The 16,994-nt window shown below is 73.1% G+C and carries 15 protein-coding genes; 10 read left to right on the plus strand and 5 right to left on the minus strand.

Going from position 1 to position 16,994, the window contains the following annotated elements; all coding sequences use genetic code 11:
- The first annotated feature begins 268 nt into the window (after window positions 1-268).
- Window positions 269-1,273 carry an Abi family protein gene (locus M3677_RS12235; RefSeq protein ID WP_251155159.1) on the plus strand — a complete coding sequence of 335 codons (1,005 nt, stop codon included), beginning with the start codon at window positions 269-271 and terminating at the stop codon, window positions 1,271-1,273.
- Here M3677_RS12235 and M3677_RS12240 read toward each other — a convergent pair.
- A complete protein-coding gene (locus M3677_RS12240; protein WP_285844765.1) occupies window positions 1,263-2,219 on the minus strand; it encodes a WYL domain-containing protein in 957 nt (318 codons plus the stop codon). The genes M3677_RS12235 and M3677_RS12240 overlap by 11 nt on opposite strands.
- Window positions 2,220-2,272: 53 nt before the next feature.
- Here M3677_RS12240 and M3677_RS12245 point away from each other — a divergent pair, with 53 nt between their 5' ends.
- Window positions 2,273-2,692, plus strand: a complete 420-nt coding sequence (locus tag M3677_RS12245) for a VOC family protein (RefSeq protein WP_066657230.1) — start codon at window positions 2,273-2,275, stop codon at window positions 2,690-2,692.
- Between the two features lie 38 nt (window positions 2,693-2,730).
- On the opposite strand, the gene M3677_RS12250 is transcribed toward M3677_RS12245, so the two are convergent.
- A complete protein-coding gene (locus tag M3677_RS12250; RefSeq protein ID WP_251160677.1) occupies window positions 2,731-3,606 on the minus strand; it encodes a putative RNA methyltransferase in 876 nt (291 codons plus the stop codon).
- 34 nt (window positions 3,607-3,640) lie between these two features.
- On the opposite strand from M3677_RS12250, the gene M3677_RS12255 reads away from it, so the two are divergent.
- The 5 genes from M3677_RS12255 (at window position 3,641) to M3677_RS12275 (ending at window position 10,321) form a co-directional block, all read left to right on the plus strand.
- Window positions 3,641-4,396 (plus strand): SDR family NAD(P)-dependent oxidoreductase, encoded by a 756-nt coding sequence (locus M3677_RS12255; protein WP_251160678.1) that lies wholly within the window; start codon window positions 3,641-3,643, stop codon window positions 4,394-4,396.
- Window positions 4,397-4,492: 96 nt separating this feature from the next.
- Window positions 4,493-5,104 (plus strand): hypothetical protein, encoded by a 612-nt coding sequence (locus tag M3677_RS12260; protein ID WP_251160679.1) that lies wholly within the window; start codon window positions 4,493-4,495, stop codon window positions 5,102-5,104.
- A gap of 73 nt (window positions 5,105-5,177) precedes the next feature.
- Entirely contained in the window at window positions 5,178-5,837 is a 660-nt protein-coding gene (locus M3677_RS12265) for a 4-phosphopantetheinyl transferase (protein WP_251160680.1), read from the plus strand.
- Between the two features lie 47 nt (window positions 5,838-5,884).
- Window positions 5,885-9,238 carry a carboxylic acid reductase gene (car, locus tag M3677_RS12270; RefSeq protein WP_251160681.1) on the plus strand — a complete coding sequence of 1,118 codons (3,354 nt, stop codon included), beginning with the start codon at window positions 5,885-5,887 and terminating at the stop codon, window positions 9,236-9,238.
- Between the two features lie 144 nt (window positions 9,239-9,382).
- On the plus strand, window positions 9,383-10,321 hold the full coding sequence (locus M3677_RS12275) for an aldo/keto reductase family oxidoreductase (RefSeq protein WP_209684849.1): 939 nt from the start codon (window positions 9,383-9,385) through the stop codon (window positions 10,319-10,321).
- 189 nt (window positions 10,322-10,510) lie between these two features.
- Here M3677_RS12275 and M3677_RS12280 read toward each other — a convergent pair whose 3' ends face one another.
- Complete coding sequence (locus M3677_RS12280) at window positions 10,511-10,714, minus strand: hypothetical protein (RefSeq protein WP_066657251.1); 204 nt, start codon at window positions 10,712-10,714, stop codon at window positions 10,511-10,513.
- Window positions 10,715-10,868: 154 nt separating this feature from the next.
- On the opposite strand from M3677_RS12280, the gene M3677_RS12285 reads away from it, so the two are divergent.
- From M3677_RS12285 to M3677_RS12295, 3 genes are read left to right on the plus strand one after another with little or no spacing between them, the layout of a single operon-like run.
- On the plus strand, window positions 10,869-12,134 hold the full coding sequence (locus M3677_RS12285; protein ID WP_251155583.1) for an ABC transporter ATP-binding protein: 1,266 nt from the start codon (window positions 10,869-10,871) through the stop codon (window positions 12,132-12,134).
- Window positions 12,131-13,033, plus strand: a complete 903-nt coding sequence (locus tag M3677_RS12290) for a hypothetical protein (protein WP_209684848.1) — start codon at window positions 12,131-12,133, stop codon at window positions 13,031-13,033. The genes M3677_RS12285 and M3677_RS12290 overlap by 4 nt, the downstream gene beginning before the upstream one ends.
- Window positions 13,030-14,892, plus strand: coding sequence for a methyltransferase domain-containing protein (locus tag M3677_RS12295; protein WP_251160682.1), 1,863 nt, complete (start codon window positions 13,030-13,032; stop codon window positions 14,890-14,892). The genes M3677_RS12290 and M3677_RS12295 overlap by 4 nt, the downstream gene beginning before the upstream one ends.
- 116 nt (window positions 14,893-15,008) lie before the next feature.
- Here M3677_RS12295 and M3677_RS12300 read toward each other — a convergent pair whose 3' ends face one another.
- Both M3677_RS12300 and M3677_RS12305 read right to left on the minus strand, forming a co-directional pair.
- On the minus strand, window positions 15,009-15,200 hold the full coding sequence (locus M3677_RS12300) for a hypothetical protein (RefSeq protein ID WP_066657254.1): 192 nt from the start codon (window positions 15,198-15,200) through the stop codon (window positions 15,009-15,011).
- A 78-nt stretch (window positions 15,201-15,278) separates the two neighbouring features.
- Window positions 15,279-16,994, minus strand: a complete 1,716-nt coding sequence (locus M3677_RS12305; protein WP_251160683.1) for a serine/threonine-protein kinase — start codon at window positions 16,992-16,994, stop codon at window positions 15,279-15,281.

The following is a 16,994-nucleotide window of genomic DNA, read 5'->3' on the forward strand; positions in this document are numbered from 1 at the left end:
TTGGTTGCTGCGGGTCCGACGCCGGGCGGCGCGGACCGCACCACGTGTGGTGCGGTACCGATGCTGGTTCCGGCCGTGTGCCTCCAGGCCGGTCCTCACGGAATCCTCACGCCGTCCTGACGGACGCGTGCACCGCCCTAACGCGCAGGGCACGAGGGAGCTTCACCGTTGCCCGCCGTGGACGGCTCGGCTATCCTCGGAGCATCACGATCGGCCCGCTCGCCTCACGGCTCGGGCCGATTTTCTCGTCTCGGGGTGGGAGGACGAGGTGTCGTACGCGAAACCGTGGCTGTCGATCGACGAGCAGATCGCGTTGCTGCGCGAGCGGGGTCTGTCCATCGAGGACCACGACCGCGCGGCAGCAGCGCTCCGCGAGAGCGGCTACTACCGCCTGAGCGGCTACCTCCACCCGTTCCGTGTCTCCGGAACGGAGATCGACGAGAGCGGACGCCACACCACCGTCGTGCTCGAGCAGTACCGTCCCGGTGCCGACCTGGACGCAGCCTGCGAGCTGCTCACCTTCGATCGGTCACTGCGCCTGCTCGTCCTCGAGGCGGTCGAGCGCTTCGAGGTCGCCTTCCGGACGTGTCTTGCACACGTCCTCGGGGCGGTGTCTCCGTTCGCCCACGAGGATCCAGCGATCTTCAACACGGCCTTCTGCGCACCGCGGAACGGGGACGACCCGAGGAGCGAGCACGCTCGGTGGCTCGACCGCCTGGAGGACCGGAAGACCCGGTCGGACGAGTCGTTCGTCGCGCACTTCCGCGAACACTACGACGGTCGGATGCCCATCTGGGTGATCGTCGAGCTGCTCGAGCTCGGTCAGGTGTCACGCCTGTACGGAGGACTGCGGAACGACCTCGCGACGGAGGTCGCTGCATCCTTCGCCGTCCCGACGAAGCAGCTGATGCGGAGTTGGCTCGCCTCGGTCAACTACGTCCGCAACGTCGCGGCCCACCATTCGCGACTCTTCAACCGCAAGCTCGTCACCGCACCGAAGCGGGCGAGCGCAGAGCAGGTCCCAGCGCTCGCACACCTCGTGGTCGGCCGGGCACCGAAACGCTTCGGCGTGTACGAGGTCCTGGCAGTCCTGGCGTACCTGCTCGATTCCGTGCCGTCGAACGTCGACTGGCAGGTCCGTACCGCAGAACTCCTGTCCGCGTTCCCGGCGGTCGACGGGATCGACGTCGGTTCGATGGGTCTCGTCCCCGCCTGGCTCGACGAGCCGATCTGGAGCCGACGCCTGAGGGAGGACGGTCCGGTCAGTCCCTGAACGATCGGCGCAGTCGGGTGGCGAGCGCGTCGACAGCGGCGCGGAGTTCCTCCGGCCCCTCGACCACGAACGGCACCGTCAGCCCGGCGATCGCGCCGGCGAGACCGTCCCACGACCAGGACCCGAGCGTCAGCCGTCGACGGTCGTCGTCGGCATCCTCGAGCACGGCGTCCTCCGGCAGGAACGGGGCGACCCGCGCGGCGTCGGCAGCGGTCAGCGAGACCGACCCGGTGCACGGCCACGCGTCGTCGCGGTCGGACCCCTTGAAGCGGGCCGCCACGAAGGCTGCCACGTCCCCACCGGGTACGGGTCGCTGCACGAACGGCAGCCGCGTCCGCATCCGCGGGGTGATCCGGTCCACCCGGTAGGTCCGCCAGTCGTCGTGCTCGGGCTCCCACGCCAGCAGGTACCACCGACCGTGCCGGGCGACCACCGCGTGCGGTTCGACCCTGCGGGGACGGTCGTCCGTGCCGTACCCGAACCGGAACACCTCGTGGCGCTGCACGGCCTCGCTGACGGCCACCAGCACGTCCGGATCGACCCGCGGGGCGGACGATCCCACGACGGCATCCACCAGGTCCACCCGGTTCCGGAGCCGTTCGGGCATGACCTGTCGCACCGTCGCGAGCGCGCGGGTGGCGGCCTCGGCGATGTCGGCACCCGATGCCGGCGCCACCGCGAGGGCGAGGGCGATCGCCACCGCCTGGTCGTCGTCGAACAGCAGCGGCGGCAGGTCCGATCCGGCGGCGAGTCGGTAGCCGCCGGCCGGACCGCGGACGGAGTCGATGCGGTAGCCGAGGTCCCGGAGGCGGTCGACGTCGCGGCGGAGGGTGCGCGGACTCACGGTCAGGCGACCGGCGAGCTCGTCGCCCGTCCACTCCCGGTGCACCTGCAGCAGGGAGAGCAGCGCGAGCATGCGCGAGGAGGGTCCGGACACGTCGTCCATCCTCGTCGGAGAAGCGGTCACGATCTGACCGCAACGCTCGCGACACTCGATCCATGAGCATCGAGACCACGACCCACCTCAACTTCGACGGACAGGCCCGCGAGGCCCTGGACCACTACGCATCCGCGTTCGGCGGCACCGTGACCGCCGCCACCTACGGCCAGATGGGCGCGTCCCAGGACCCCGCCTGGGCGGACCGCATCGTGTTCGGTCAGGTCAACACCGAGGCCGGCTTCCGGATCATGGCGTTCGACGTCTGGCCGGACCAGCCGTACGACCAGGGCACGAACGCCTGCTACGTCTTCGTGCACGGCGACGACGCGGACGAGGTCACCCGGTACTGGGAGGCGCTGTCGGAGGGTGCCGAGGTGCGACAGCCGCTCGCGCCCTCGCCGTGGGCCCCGCTCGCCGGGCAGCTGCGCGACCGGTTCGGCGTCGTGTGGCAGTTCGACGTGGCGGTGCCGCAGGGCTGACACCCGACCCCGGCACGTGGACGGCCGACGGCAGCGCCTCAGTGCTGCCTGGCGACCGTCCACGTGCTCACGGTCACCGCGGCCGTCACGGCCGTCGGCGCGAACACCCGGTCCGGATCGACGTGGTGGTGGCTCGGGCCCATGTGCACCACGTCGTGCACGTCCTCCGCGGACAGCTCCATCGTCCACGTGAGGTCCTCGGACCCCTGCAGCGCGAACGTCGGCTCGAGCGACTCCCGCAGCCGCCGCTCCTTCTCCGGGTCCACCGCGATGGTCGCCTCGGCGAGCTCCGCCAGGTGTCCGGTCCGTGGCGTCACGACGACGAGCACGCCGTCCGGGTGGAGCACCCGCGCGTACTCCCGCTGGTTGCGCGGGGCGAAGACGTCCAGCACGACGGCCGCCGCGTCGTCGACGACCGGGAGGCGCTCGGTCACGTCCCCGACGACGGCGCCGGCCCGCGGGTGGACGCGTGCCGCCCGCCGGACGGCGACGGGTGACAGGTCCAGCGCGACCCCGAGGCGGGCAGCGACGGGGCCTGCCGGGGCCGAGCCGGGCCTCCCGGCCGACGCAGTCTCGTCCGGTCCGTCCGCGTCCAGCACGTGCGCGAGGTAGGTGCCGGGGCCGGAGCCGACGTCGAGGACGACGCCCGGGGCCTCCGTGGCGGCGACCACCGCGGCGAGCGCCCGCTCGACCGGTGCGTAGTGCCCCCGCCCGAGGAACCGGATCCGCGCGTCGACCATGTCCGGGGTGTCCGCGGTCAGGGCGCGGCGCTTCGCGGGCAGGAGCGTGAGGTGGCCCTGCTTCGCCTCGTCGAACCGGTGTCCGGTGGCGCAGCCGACCTGCCCGCCGTCGACACGGGCGAGGGGCTCGGCGCAGACGGGGCAGGCGAGCACGGGGAGCAGGTCGTCGCGCACCGACCCAGCGTACGGGCGTCGGTAGCCTGGCCCGATGGCACTGGAGCAGCTCTTCGGCCTCGACGGACGCCGTGCACTGGTCACCGGGGGCAGCTCCGGCATCGGTCGGGCGATCGCGCTCGCCCTCGCGGACGCGGGCGCCCACGTGCTGGTCGCGGCGCGCACGCGGGAGGCGATCGACGAGACCGTCGCGACGATCACCGCCGACGGCGGGTCGGCCGCCGGTGTCGTCGCGGACCTGTCGACCCGGGCGGGCGCCCACGCGCTCGCGGACGCCGTCGGCGAGGTGGACGTCCTCGTCAACTCGGCCGGCATCAACCTGCGACCGCCGATGCCGGACCTCGACGAGGGCACGTGGGACGCGACGATGGCCGTCAACCTCGACGCACCCTTCGTGCTCGGCCAGCGGCTCGCGCCCGGCATGGCCGCACGCGGGTACGGCCGGATCATCGGCATCAGTTCGCAGCAGGCCCACCGCCCCTTCGCCGCGAGCGGCGCGTACGGGGTGTCGAAGGCCGGCCTGGAGGCACTGGCACGCTCCCAGGCGGAGGCCTGGTCGGGCAGCGGGGTCACCTCGAACGTCCTGGTCCCCGGCTTCGTGCAGACCGCGCTCAACAGGCGACTGTCCGCCGACCCCGAGCGGGTCGCGGCGCTCGCCGCGCGCACGCTCGTCGGGCGCAACGGCGAGCCGTCGGACTTCGCGGCCGCGGCGGTGTTCCTGGCCGGACCGGGGTCCGCGTACGTCACGGGCCAGTCGATCGCGGTCGACGGCGGCTTCTCGGTGCACTGACCCCGTGCACTGACCTCCGCGCCCTGACCGCCGGGCACTGACCGCTGTGCGGCGGGCCGACGGTGGAAGCCGAGGTCTGCTCGGTAGCGTCGGTGCATGGCCGTCATCCACCGCGCAGAACTCCGACCGTCCAAGGCCGAGGCCCTCGCCGCCTGGCTGCCAGCGCAGCCGTGGAGCGGCCTCACCGCCGGTGCCGCCGTCGAGATCGTCACCCGCTTCCGGTTCGACGACCCCGAGGGCGAGGTCGGTGTCGAGGAGATCGTCGTGCGGACGCCCGAGGGACGGCTCCTGCACACGCCGCTGACCTACCGCGGCGCTCCGCTCGACGGCGCCCGGGGCTCCCTGGTGTGCGAGATGCACCACTCCGTGCTCGGGCAGCGCTGGGTGTACGACGCCGTCGCGGACCCGGTGTACGCCGACGTCCTGCGTCGTGCGATCGCCACCGGCGGGCACGAGGCGGAGCTCGAGCGCGCCGACGGCTCCGGACGGTTCGACAAGGAGGGCACGGCGGTCGGCAGCGGGTCGGCGCCGGACTCCCCCACGGTGACGTCGGCCACGGCCAGCACCGACGGGACCGAGACGACGGTGCGCACCGACCGCGGCGACCTCGTCGTGCTGCGGGTGATCGGGCTGCCCGTGCCGGACGGCGAGACGCTGACCGCGACCTGGAACGACCGCTCCGCCGTCGTCGCGGTCCTGCCCGCCTGACGGACCCGGTCGCGGCCGCTCCACGACGTGCCCCGTCCGGGGGACTCGGAGCTTCCGGGCGTCTGATTGCAATGTGCAACTTCAAGGCGGGACCGACTGGGTGGGGCTGCTCCCCGCCTCGGTGGTCGCCGCCGCTGCCGACCACGACCTGAGCGGCCCCCTCGCCGACGACGAACGCGTGGCGATCGCCCGTGCCGTCCCGGCGCGGCGTGCCGAGTTCCGGACCGGCCGCCTGCTCGCCCGCCGCGCCCTGACGGCGATCGGCGCGCCGGTCACGACGCTGCCCGTGGGTCGGAGCGGGGCTCCCCGCTGGCCCGACGGCGTGATCGGCACGATCACCCACTGCCCCGGCCTGCGCGCCTGCGCCGTCGCCCGGCGCGACGACCACGCCGGCATCGGCATCGACGCCACCCATGCCCTCCCCTTGCCGCCGGGAGTGCTCCGGCGCATCGCGGACGTCACGGACGACCGTGTCGCACGGGGTCTCGCCGCACTCCGGCGAACCGGGGTTGAGAGTCCGGACAGCGTCCTGCTCGCCGCGACCGAGGCCGTCGCCAAGGCCCGCTCGGCCGCGCACGACGGCTGGTTCGGCATCGACGGTGCCCACGTGGAGCTGCGCCCGGACGGGACCTTCACGGCGAGCGCGCGTCGCGGCCCGGCGTTCGCGGCGACAGGACGGTGGGCAGTGGACCGGGGGACGGCGCGTGCGGGCATCGTGCTCGCCGCGCGCTGAGAGGCCGCGCGCGGGGGCGCGTCGGACGAACGAGGAAGGGAACCACCATGGTGCAGCAGGACGAGGACACCTCCGTCGAGGCGGTGTTCGACCGGTACGCCGACCGAACGGCGATCCGACAGCGGGACGGCGAGGTCGTCACCGACACGAGCTTCCGGGAGCTCCAGGACCGTGCGCGGGCCCTCGCGGCGGTGCTCGGCGAGTCCGTGGCCCCGGGTGACCGGATCGCGGTGCTCGGTCCACCGAGCGCCGACGTCGTGACCCTCGAGCTCGCGTGCTCGGTGCTCGGCGCGGTGAGCGTGCCGCTGCAGACCAGCGCGGCCGTAGAGCAGCTCCGTGCGATCGTCGACGAGACGACACCGGTGTGGCTGGGCGTCACCGCCGACCAGGCCGCGACGGCCCGGGCGGTGACCGACGCGGCCGCCGCCGAGGTGCACACCGTCCTGCTCGACACGACGGGTGCGGCCGGCGGGGCGACCGGGGCCGAGGGCACCGACGGTGCGGCGGCGCTGCCGACGCTCGCCGACCTCGTGGCGCGGGGCCGCGACCTGCCCCAGCCGACCCCGTGGCGACCGGCGCCCGACGAGGACCCGCTCGCCCTGCTGCTGTACACCTCGGGCAGCACCGGGACCCCGAAGGGCGCGATGTACACGCGGTCCATGGTCGAGCGGCTCTGGCACGCACTCCCGCCGGACCACCCGGACGCCGTGACCGTCGGCTACGCCTACCTGCCGCTGAGCCACCTGACCGGTCGCGCGGCGCTGCTCGCCACGCTCGGCCGCGGTGGCACCGTGGCGCTCGCGACCTCGACCGACCTGTCGGCCCTGTTCGAGGACCTGCGGGTCTACGCACCGACCGAGCTCGTCCTCGTCCCGCGGATCGCCGAGATGGTCCGCCAGGAGGGCGCCCGCGAGGAGCAGCGCCGGCTCGCGGCCGGAGCCACCGACGCCCCGGCCGTGCGTGCTCAGGTGCAGGACGACCTCCGGACACGTGCCTTCGGTGGTCGCGTCGGGCAGGCCGTCTGCGCCAGCGCCCCGCTCACGCCCGAGCTCCGTACGTACCTCGAGGAGTGCCTCGGCGTCCCGCTGCACGACCTGTACGGCTCGACCGAGGCGGGCAGCATCCTGCGCGACGGCGTGGTGCAGCAGCCACCGGTCACCGAGCACAAGCTGGTGGACGTCCCCGAGCTCGGCTACCGCACCACCGACCGACCGCACCCGCGCGGCGAGCTGCTCGTGAAGAGCACCGCGGTGATCCCCGGGTACTTCCGCCGCCCGGACGTCACCGCCGCGGTGTTCGACGAGGACGGGTTCTACCGGACCGGCGACGTGATGGCGCAGACCGGTCCGGACACGTACGAGTACCTCGACCGCCGGAACAACGTCATCAAGCTCTCGCAGGGCGAGTTCGTCGCGGTCTCGGCCCTCGAGGCGACCTTCGGTGGGACGCCGGAGGTCCGGCAGATCGCCCTGCACGGGGACAGCAGGCACGCGTTCCTCGTCGCGGTCGTCGTGCCCGTCGACCCGGAGGCCACGGAGGGCGACCTGCTCGCCGCCCTCCAGCGCACCGCCCGCGCCCACGGGCTCGCGCCGTACGAGGTGCCCCGAGCGATCGTCGTCGAACCGGACCCCTTCACGGTCGACAACGGCATGCTCTCCGATGCCCGCAAGCTCCTCCGCCCCCGGGTCACCGCCCGCTACGGGGACCGGTTCGCCGCGCTCTACGACGCGGTCGCCGAGCAGCAGAGCGGCACCCTCGTCGCGACCCTGCGCGAGCACGTGGGTGACGAACCGACCGTCGACACCGTCGTCCGTGCCGCCCGTGACCTGCTCGGTGCCGAGGTCAGCACCGAGACCGCCTCGGCCGCCCGGTTCTCGGACCTCGGCGGTGACTCGCTGTCGGCCCTGACGTTCTCCGGCGTCCTCGAGGACGTCTTCGAGACCGAGGTGCCCGTCGGTGTCATCACCGACCCGACGAACGACCTCGCCGCCGTGGCCGCGTACGTCGAGCGTTCGGCCGCGGACGACCGGCCGACCGTCGCCCGCGTGCACGGCGCCGACCCGACGGTGCTGCGGGCGTCGGACCTGCGGGTGGACCGCCTGCTCGGTGCGGTCCCCGCGCCGGTGGCACGCGCACCCCGCCCCACCTCGGCCGGGCCGCGCACCGTCCTGCTCACCGGCGCGAACGGCTACCTCGGCCGCTTCACCGCGATGGACTGGCTCGAGCGGCTCGCACCGGTCGGCGGCACGCTGGTCTGCGTCGTGCGCGGGTCGGACGACGCCGCTGCCCGCCGTCGACTGGACGCCGCCTTCGCGGCCGATCCCGCGTTCGCCGACCGGTTCGCCGAGCTCTCGGGGTCGCTCGAGGTGGTCGCCGGGGACGTCAGCGAGCACCTGCTCGGCCTCGAGGAACCGCGGTGGGAGGACCTCGCCGCGCGGGTCGACCTCGTCACGCACGCCGCCGCCCTGGTGAACCACGTCCTGCCGTACACCGCGCTGTTCGGGCCCAACGTCGTCGGCACCGCCGAGGTCGTCCGGCTCGCGATCGCCGCCGGGAGCGTGCCCGTCACCTTCGTGTCGAGCGTCGCCGTCGCCGGTGGAGCCCGCCCGAGCGCGACCGAGGACGTCGCCCCCGGCGCCCCCGCGGCACTCGACGAGCGGGCGGACCTCCGGGCGACGATCCCCGAGTGGACGATCGCCGACGAGTACGCGAACGGGTACGGCGCGAGCAAGTGGGCGAGCGAGGTGCTGCTCCGCGAGGCGCACGAGCAGCACGGCGTCCCCGTCGCGGTGTTCCGCTCCGACATGGTGCTGGCGCACCCGCGCTGGCGCGGCCAGGTGAACCTGCCCGACGTGTTCACCCGTCTGGTCTGGAGCGTGCTCGCGACCGGGCTGGCACCCGTGTCCTTCGTGCAGCGGACCCCGGACGGCCGGGTGCAGCGCTCGCACTACGACGGCCTGCCCGCCGACTTCACGGCCGCCGCGGTCGACGCCATCGGCGCGTCGGTGGTCGACGGCCACCGGACGTTCAACGTCGTCAACCCGCACGACGACGGCGTCTCGCTGGACACCTTCGTCGACTGGCTGGTCGAGGACGGGTACGCGATCGAGCGGGTCGCGGACCACGCCGAGTGGGTCGAGCGCTTCCGGTCCGCACTCGAGGCGCTGCCGGACGAGGACCGTGCACGCTCGGTGCTGCCGCTGCTGCACGCGTTCGCGACCCCGGAGGTGCCGCACGCCGGGTCCGCGATCCCCGCGGACGCGTTCGCGGCCGCGGTCCGCTCGGTGCGTCCGCTCGGCTCACCGGACATCCCGTCGCTCGACCACGCGCTCGTCACCAAGGTGGCGGACGACCTGACGTTCCTCGGTCTGCTCGGCCCGGCCGCGTCGCCCACGCGCTGAGCACCGGACGGGAGGCGCGGTGCCGGTCCGGCACCGCGCCTCCCGTCCGTCACCCGGTCGCGTCGGGCGTGACTGCCGGGCGCGGCCCGACGGGCACCGGCAGGGCCTCTCTGCGCACGGCGAGCTGCTGGCAGGATCGAGCGCGTGAAGACACTGGAGTTGCCACAGACCGACCTCACCGCGTCCGACGTCGTCGTCGGCCTCATGCGGATCAACGACATGAGCGACGAGGACATCCGCGAGCTGTACACCGCCTCGCGCGACGCCGGCGTCACGATGTTCGACCACGCCGCCGTGTACGGCGTCTGGCACGGGTGCGAGCAGCGGTTCGGTTCCGCCGTCACCCTGTCGCCGTCCGAGCGCGCCGACATCCAGCTGCAGACCAAGGTCGGCATCCGCCCGACGCCGGACGGCGCGTACTTCGACTTCTCGTACGAGCACATCATCGAGTCCGTGCACGAGTCCCTCGAGGCGCTGCGGACCGACTACGTGGACGTGCTGCTCCTGCACCGTCCCGATGCCCTCGTCGAGCCCGAGGAGGTCGCCCGGGCGTTCGACGAGCTGCACGCCGCCGGCAAGGTGCACCACTTCGGTGTCTCGAACCACACCCCCGGTCAGGTCGAGCTGCTGAAGCGGTCGGTGCGGCAGCCGCTCGCGTTCAACCAGGTGCAGCTGAGCATCACGCACGCCAACGTGATCACGCAGGGCCTGACGGCGAACATGGCCGGGCTCGACCAGTCGATCGACCGCGACAACGACATCCTCAACCACGCCCGCCTGAACGACGTCACGCTGCAGGCCTGGTCGCCGTTCCAGAAGGGCTTCTTCGACGGCGTCTTCCTCGGCGACCGCGAGCAGTACGCCGAGCTCAACGACGTGCTCGAGGAGCTCGCCTCGGCACACGGCGTCACCCCGACGGGGATCGCGGTCGCGTGGATCACCCGACACCCCGCGCACTTCCAGGTCGTCCTGGGCACGACGAACCCGCAGCGGGTGCGGGACTCGGCCGCGGGTTCCGACGTCCGGCTCTCGCGCGAGGAGTGGTACCGCGTCCTGACGGCGGCGGGGCACACCGTCCCCTGACCGTGCTGCGGGGCTGGGCCTGAGCGTGCCGCGCTCCGGGGCTGGGCCCTGACCGTGCCGCGCTCCGCACAACGGGGAGCACGTCGCGCCACGGAAGTCCGTGGTGTCGCGTGCTCCCCGTTGTGCTGACGGACGTCGTGCCCCCAGGCTGCTCGGCTCGGCTCGGCTCGGGCGGGAGCGGGCGGGCGGTCAGTCGTCGGTGGTCGGTGCGCTCGGCACGCGCACGTCGACGGGTGAGACCCGTGACGGGTCGGCCGACGCGCCGCCGACGACGTCGAACGAGATGCCGAGCTCGGCGGCGGTGTCCTCGTCGAGCTCGAGTCCGTCCTCGGTGACCTGGTCCTCTGGGATGGCGCGACCCTTCGACGGGTCCCACGCGTTCGCGAACGACATGCGCACGAGCTTGCCGTCCCCGACCGACAGGACGCCGTGAGCGCCGTCGGCGGCACCGGCACCCCCTCCCCAGAGCGGGGGACACGCCTGACATTTCATCGTATCCGCATTACGATCCTCCTCGGTTTCGGAACGCAACACAGAGGAGTCCTGATTGGACGAGCGGCAGGGCAGCCGAGCAGCAGGACTCCGCGGACGGTCCGAGGAGGTCAGGGGCGGCCCCGGCGCACCCGTGGTCGTCTCCGTGCGGGACGTGTCGAAGCGGTTCACGATCCGCAAGGACAACTCGCTCAAGGAGCGGGTGGTCACCTTCGGCCGTGCAGGCCGCCGGCACAGCGAGGACTTCTGGGCGCTCCAGGGGGTCGACCTCGAGATCCCGGCCGGCAGCACGGTCGGCCTCATCGGACCGAACGGTTCCGGCAAGTCGACGCTGCTGAAGATGATCGGCGGCATCCTCGAGCCCACGACCGGCGTCGTCGAGCGCCGCGGTCGCCTCGCCGCCCTCATCGAGCTCGGCGCCGGGATGCACCCCGACCTGACCGGCCGCGAGAACGTCTACCTGAACGCCTCGGTGCTCGGCATCCCCCGCGACGAGGTCGACGCCCGGTTCGAGGCGATCCTCCAGTTCTCCGGCATCGGTGACTTCATCGACACGCAGGTGAAGTTCTACTCGTCGGGCATGTACGTCCGGCTCGCCTTCGCCGTCGCGATCAACACCGACCCCGACGTGCTGCTGGTGGACGAGGTGCTGGCCGTCGGCGACGAGCAGTTCCAGAAGAAGTGCATCGACAAGATCAAGGAGTTCCAGGCGCAGGGCCGCACGATCGTGCTCGTGTCGCACTCGCTCGGCCAGGTCCAGGAACTCTGCGACACCGCGGTCGTCCTCCACCACGGTGAGGTCAAGTACCACGGGCCCGCCCGCGAGGCGGTGCAGAACTTCCGCGAGATCCTCGAGGGCCGCCGACTCGCCGAGGCCGAGGCCGAGGACCCCGACCAGGACCCCACGCCGGGCAGGGTCACGGACGTCGACGTCCGCGTCCCAGGACGCGAGCCGCAGGAGATCGTCCGCCCGGGAGACCCGCTGCGCATCACGGTCCGCTACGAGCACGCGACGCCGCTCGACCGCTGGAACGCCGGGTTCCTCATCGAGAACTCGCTCGGCAACCTCGTGTACGGCACCGACACGGGTCGCGTGGAGAAGGTCCTCTCGCCGCTCGACGGCTCCGCGACGGTCAGGTTCGACCTGGACGCCGTCGTGTTCGGGAACGGACCGCACTTCGTGCACGCCTTCCTGTCGGACGAGCGCGGTGAGTACATCGCCCTCCGACGCGACGCCGCCCGGTTCGTCATGGAGGACGACCCGACCCACCTCGGCACCCACCGCATCCCGACCCTGATCAGCGAGGACCACACCGCATGACCCGACCGATGGTGACCATCCAGTCGGTGCTCTACCACTCCGACACGGAGCGGGTGGAGCGCGCACTCGAGAGCCTCGACAACGCCGCACGCTGGGCACGGTTCGACGACCGCGTCGCCGGGGTCCGCGTGCGCTACGGCGACTGCTCACCGGCGGCGACCGTCGACCCGGCCCTGCTCGAGCGCTGGCGCCGGGCGACGCCGAACCTCGCCTCGCTCGACTACGTGTCCTTCGGCGAGAACCTCGGGCACGGCGGCGCGCAGAACCGCCTCGCGGCCGAGGACGACTCCGAGCTGCGCATCATGGCGAACCCCGACGTGATCATCACCGGGGACACGCTCAGCCAGTTGGTCGAGCGCATGGACGACACCACGATCGGCGCGGTCGAGGCGAAGCAGCTCCCCCTCGAGCACCCCAAGGACTACGACGTCCGGAGCGGCATCACCTCGTGGGTCGCCGGTGCCTTCTGCATGGTCCGCTCCGCGCTCTTCGACGAGCTCGGCGGGTACGACCACGAGTCGTTCTTCATGTACTGCGACGACGTCGACCTGTCCTGGCGCATCCGGGAGCGCGGCTTCGGCGTGGCGATCGTCCCCGCAGCCCTCGCGTTCCACGACAAGCGCATCGGGTCGACGAGCGGCGTCCTCGAGCCGACGTCCGCCGAACGGTACTACTCCGTGGAGTCCGCCCTGCTGCTCGCCGACAAGTGGTCCCGGCCCGACATCAGCGAGGACATCCTGCGGTTCTTCGACGCGAACCCGGAGCCGGAGGCCACGCGTGCGTGCGCCGAGTACCGGCGCCGGCGCGACGACGGTCTGCTCGCGGACCGCCACGACCCCGACCACACGACCGCCGAATTCACCGGCGGCAACTACGCGGAACACCGGTACGGACTGTGAACGACGAGGCACGCTACGACAACGCCTACTCCGAGGAGAACACCTACGGGGCCGTCCTCCGCCTCCTGCGACGCTCCGTGGTCACGTCGGGCGAGCCGGCGGTCCTCCTCGACCTCGCCTGCGGCTACGGGGCCATCGCCGCGGCGGTCGAGGACCAGCTCGGCGCGACGTACGTCGGGGTCGACGTCGACGCGGACGCCGTGACGGCGCTGCGCGACGGTGGCTTCGAGGCCCACGTCGGCGACGTCGGCGATCCCGAGGCGGTGCGCGTGCTGCTGCGCGACGTCGTCGGCGACCGCCGCGTGCTCGGGGTCACCATGCTCGACGGGCTCGAGCACCTGCCCGCCGGACGGGCCGTGCTCGCCGAGGTGTCGACGTTCCTCCGCGACCACAGCGCTCCGCTCGTGCTCAGCGTGCCGAACAACACCCACCGCGACGTCGGGTTCAAGCTGGCGTTCGGCGCATGGGAGTACACCGACACCGGGCTGCTGGACGACACCCACGTCCACCTCTACAGCGAGCCCGAGCTCGAGCGCACGCTCCGTGCCGCCGGTCTGCACCGCACGGACCGCGAGGACTTCCTGCTGAGCAAGAGCGACCAGCACTTCCCGCTCGACCACCCGGCGCTCATGCGTGGCACCACCGTCAACCAGTGGATGAACGCGCTGCGCGACCAGGCCGCGCCGAACGCCCGCGTGAACCAGTTCGTCTGGGCCTGCCTGCCCGGGCCGGTCCCCGCCGCCGCGGTCACCCGGACGTCGACCGAGGACGACCCGTTCCTCACGGTCGTGATCCGGACGCAGGGGCGTCGTCCGCAGCAGCTCGCCGAGGTGTTCTCCTGCCTGGCGGGCCAGACGGACCAGGACTTCGAGGTGCTCATCATCGGCCACCACGTCGACGTCGCGACGCAGATCGTGCTCGAGCGGTTGATCGAACGCCAGCCGCCGTCGATCGCCGGCCGCACGCGCTTCGTCAAGGTCGACCACGGCTCGCGCGCCACGCTCCTCAACGAGGGCTTCCGACTGGCGACCGGGCAGTACGTCGTGGCGCTGGACGACGACGACCTGGTCTTCGCGCACTGGGTCTCGGCCTTCCGGGACGTGCACCGCAAGCACCCGGGGATGGTGCTCCGCAGCGTCGGGTCCCTGCAGGCGGCCGACGTCGTCAGCACGAGCGGCCACTGGGGCGTCCGTACCGAGGGGCCGATCACCCGGCCCTACGACGCCGAGTTCTCGATGGTGAAGCACCTCGTGCTGAACCAGACGCCGTTCATGACGGCGGCGTTCCCCCGCGGGCTCTTCACGAACCTCGGACTGCGCTTCGACGAATCGCTGACCACGACCGAGGACTGGGACTACCTGCTCCGTGCCGCGTCGCTCGTCGGTGTCGCGGACTCCCTGCAGCTCACCGCGATCTACCACACGTGGGTGTCGCAGGACGGCTCGCGCACCGACCACGACATCGCGGAGTGGCTGCTGAACCAGTACTCCGTCGACCGCAAGATCGACGCCCTGCCGATCCTGCTGCCGGCCGGCGAGACGCGGCGCATCCGCGAGCTGGTGAAGCTCGCCGAGCAGCCGGCTCCGCCCCCCGCACCCGTGGCGCAGGAGTCGGCCGTCGACCACGGTGAGCGCTTCGCACTGGCGCAGCGACTCATCTCCCTGCTGGAGTCGCGGTCGTGGCGCGTGAGCGCTCCGCTCCGAGCCGTCTCACGCCTCCGCGGGACGAGCGGCCCCGTGCGGGCATCGGCCTTCGTCGACCCGGCCACCGACGAGCAGATCCTGCGCGACGCGATCGACGCGGTGCTGCGGTCGCGGTCGTGGCGGTCGACCCGTTGGCTCCGGCGCGGCGGCGTCTGAGCCGCAGCACCACGACGGGCCGCCCCTGGATCGTCCGGGGGTAGCCCGTCGTCGCGTCAGCGGTCGTCAGCGGGCCCCAGTGGGCCGTCCGGGCGAGGTCGGTCAGCCGTCTCGGGTCACCGGGCGACCGGGCCCCCACCGGCCTCGTCTTCGTCCTCGTGCGGGGCCGGCGAGACCGACGGGTCGACCGAGTCCGGGCCGACGTCGGCGCCGCGGTCCTCCTCGACCTCGATCTCGGTCTGGTCGTCGCCGTCCACGGGGAGGTCGGCGCCGGGCTGCTGCGGATCGAACGGTGTGCTCATCGACATGCTCCGAGCGTGCTCCCGCGACGGTGGGCGTCGGCTCGACGCTGTCCGTCCACCGCGCCGGGGTCAGCAGCGACCGCGTCAGCCGCGGCCGGGGCCCGTCGCCGGCCCCTGGGTGAGCGACCCGACGGTGGTGTCGACCGTCGTGTCCGCCGCACCGGATCCCTTGCCCTTGCCGCTGTTGCTCCCGGGACCGTTGCCGTTGCCGTTGTTGCCCGCGCCGCCCTGCGGGGCCTCGACGGGGTTGGACGCCGGACCGCCCGGTCGGGGGCCGACGCTCGGGTCGTCGGCGGGCTGGCTCGGTTCCTGCGCGGGCTCGCTCGGCTGCTGCTGCTCCTGGCTGGGCTCCTGCGCCGGCTCGCTCGGCTCCTGCGCGGGTTCGCTCGGCTGCTGCTCCTCCTGGCTGGGCTGCTGCTCCGGCTCGCTCGTCTGCTGCTCCGTCGGCGACGAGGGCTCGCTGGAGTCGGTCGGCGCGGGCGTCGAGTCGTCTCCTCCGCCCAGCGCGATCAGCGCGACGCCGATCCCCGCGAGGACGAGGATCCCGACGACCACCGCGGTGATGATCCCCGCACGCCGTCGCTTCGGTCCGTCCGTACCGGGACCGCCCCGTCCGGCAGCCCCCGCTGGACCACCGGCTCCTCGCGACGCGGCACCACCCGCCACCGCACCACCGCCAGCAGCAGCGGCGGCGCCCGCTCCACCGGCGCCCCGCTGCGCACCGAGGACCGTCGTCGCGACGTCGTCCTGCGCACCCGTCCGGTCGTACGCCCGGGTCGCGGCGTCGGCACCGCCGGCGGTCGGCATCGCCCGCGTGGCCTGGTCGCCGTCCGCAGCGCCCGGCACGGCCTGGGTGGCCTGGTCGGCGTGGGCTGCGTCCGGTCCGCCGGCACCGAGCGCGGCACCGGCGAGACCGGCTCCGGCACCGGCCGCTCCGCCGGCAGCACGGGTGAGCGTGCCGGGTCCGCCCGGGAGCAGCTGGGTCGCCGGTGCCGTCCCGTCGCGTTCGAGGGCACGGAGACGTCGGGCCGCCTCGGCCGCGGTCGGGCGCTCGGCCGGGTCCTGCGCCGTCATCACGTGGAGCAGCGTCCGCCACGCGGTGGGCAGGTGCTGGTCGATGTCGGGGCCCCGCGTGAGCCGCGCGGTGGCGGACTCGACGGCGGTGCCGGGGAACGGTCGTGCACCCGTCAGGCACTGCAGCAGGACGAGCCCGAGGGCGTAGACGTCGGCCTGACCGGTGACCTCGCGCCCGAGGACCTGCTCCGGTGAGATGTAGGCGGCGGTGCCGATGACGGTGCCGGTCCCGGTCACGCGGGCGGCGTCCCGGAGCAGCGCGATGCCGAAGTCGGCGAGCTTGACGTGCTGGCCGTCGCTCTCGAGCAGCACGTTGGCGGGCTTCACGTCACGGTGCACGATGCCCTGCGCGTGCACGGCGGCGAGTCCCTCGGCGACCTGGGCGCCGGTGCGCGCGGTCGTCGTGGTGTCGAGCGGGCCCTCGCGCAGCCGGGTGTCCAGGTCGCTGCCGGGGACGAGCTCCATCACGAGGTACGAGTCGCCGTTGCCGTCGTCGAGTGCGGCGTCGTAGAGCGTGACGAGCGAGGGGCTGCGGAGCGCGGCCAGCGTGTGCATCTCGGCCTCGGCGCGCGCACGTTCGCCGTGGTCGACCGCGCCGATCCGGAAGACCTTGACGGCCACCTCGCGGCCGAGCTGCTCGTCGACGGCGCGGTAGACGGAGGCCATGCCGCCGTGACCGAGCGTGCCGGTGACGCGGTACCTGCCGCCGAAGACCCGTTCTTCCAT

Origin of the sequence: Curtobacterium sp. P97, from assembly GCF_023712445.1 — a bacterium.
In the GTDB taxonomy this organism is placed as follows: Bacteria; Actinomycetota; Actinomycetes; order Actinomycetales; family Microbacteriaceae; genus Curtobacterium.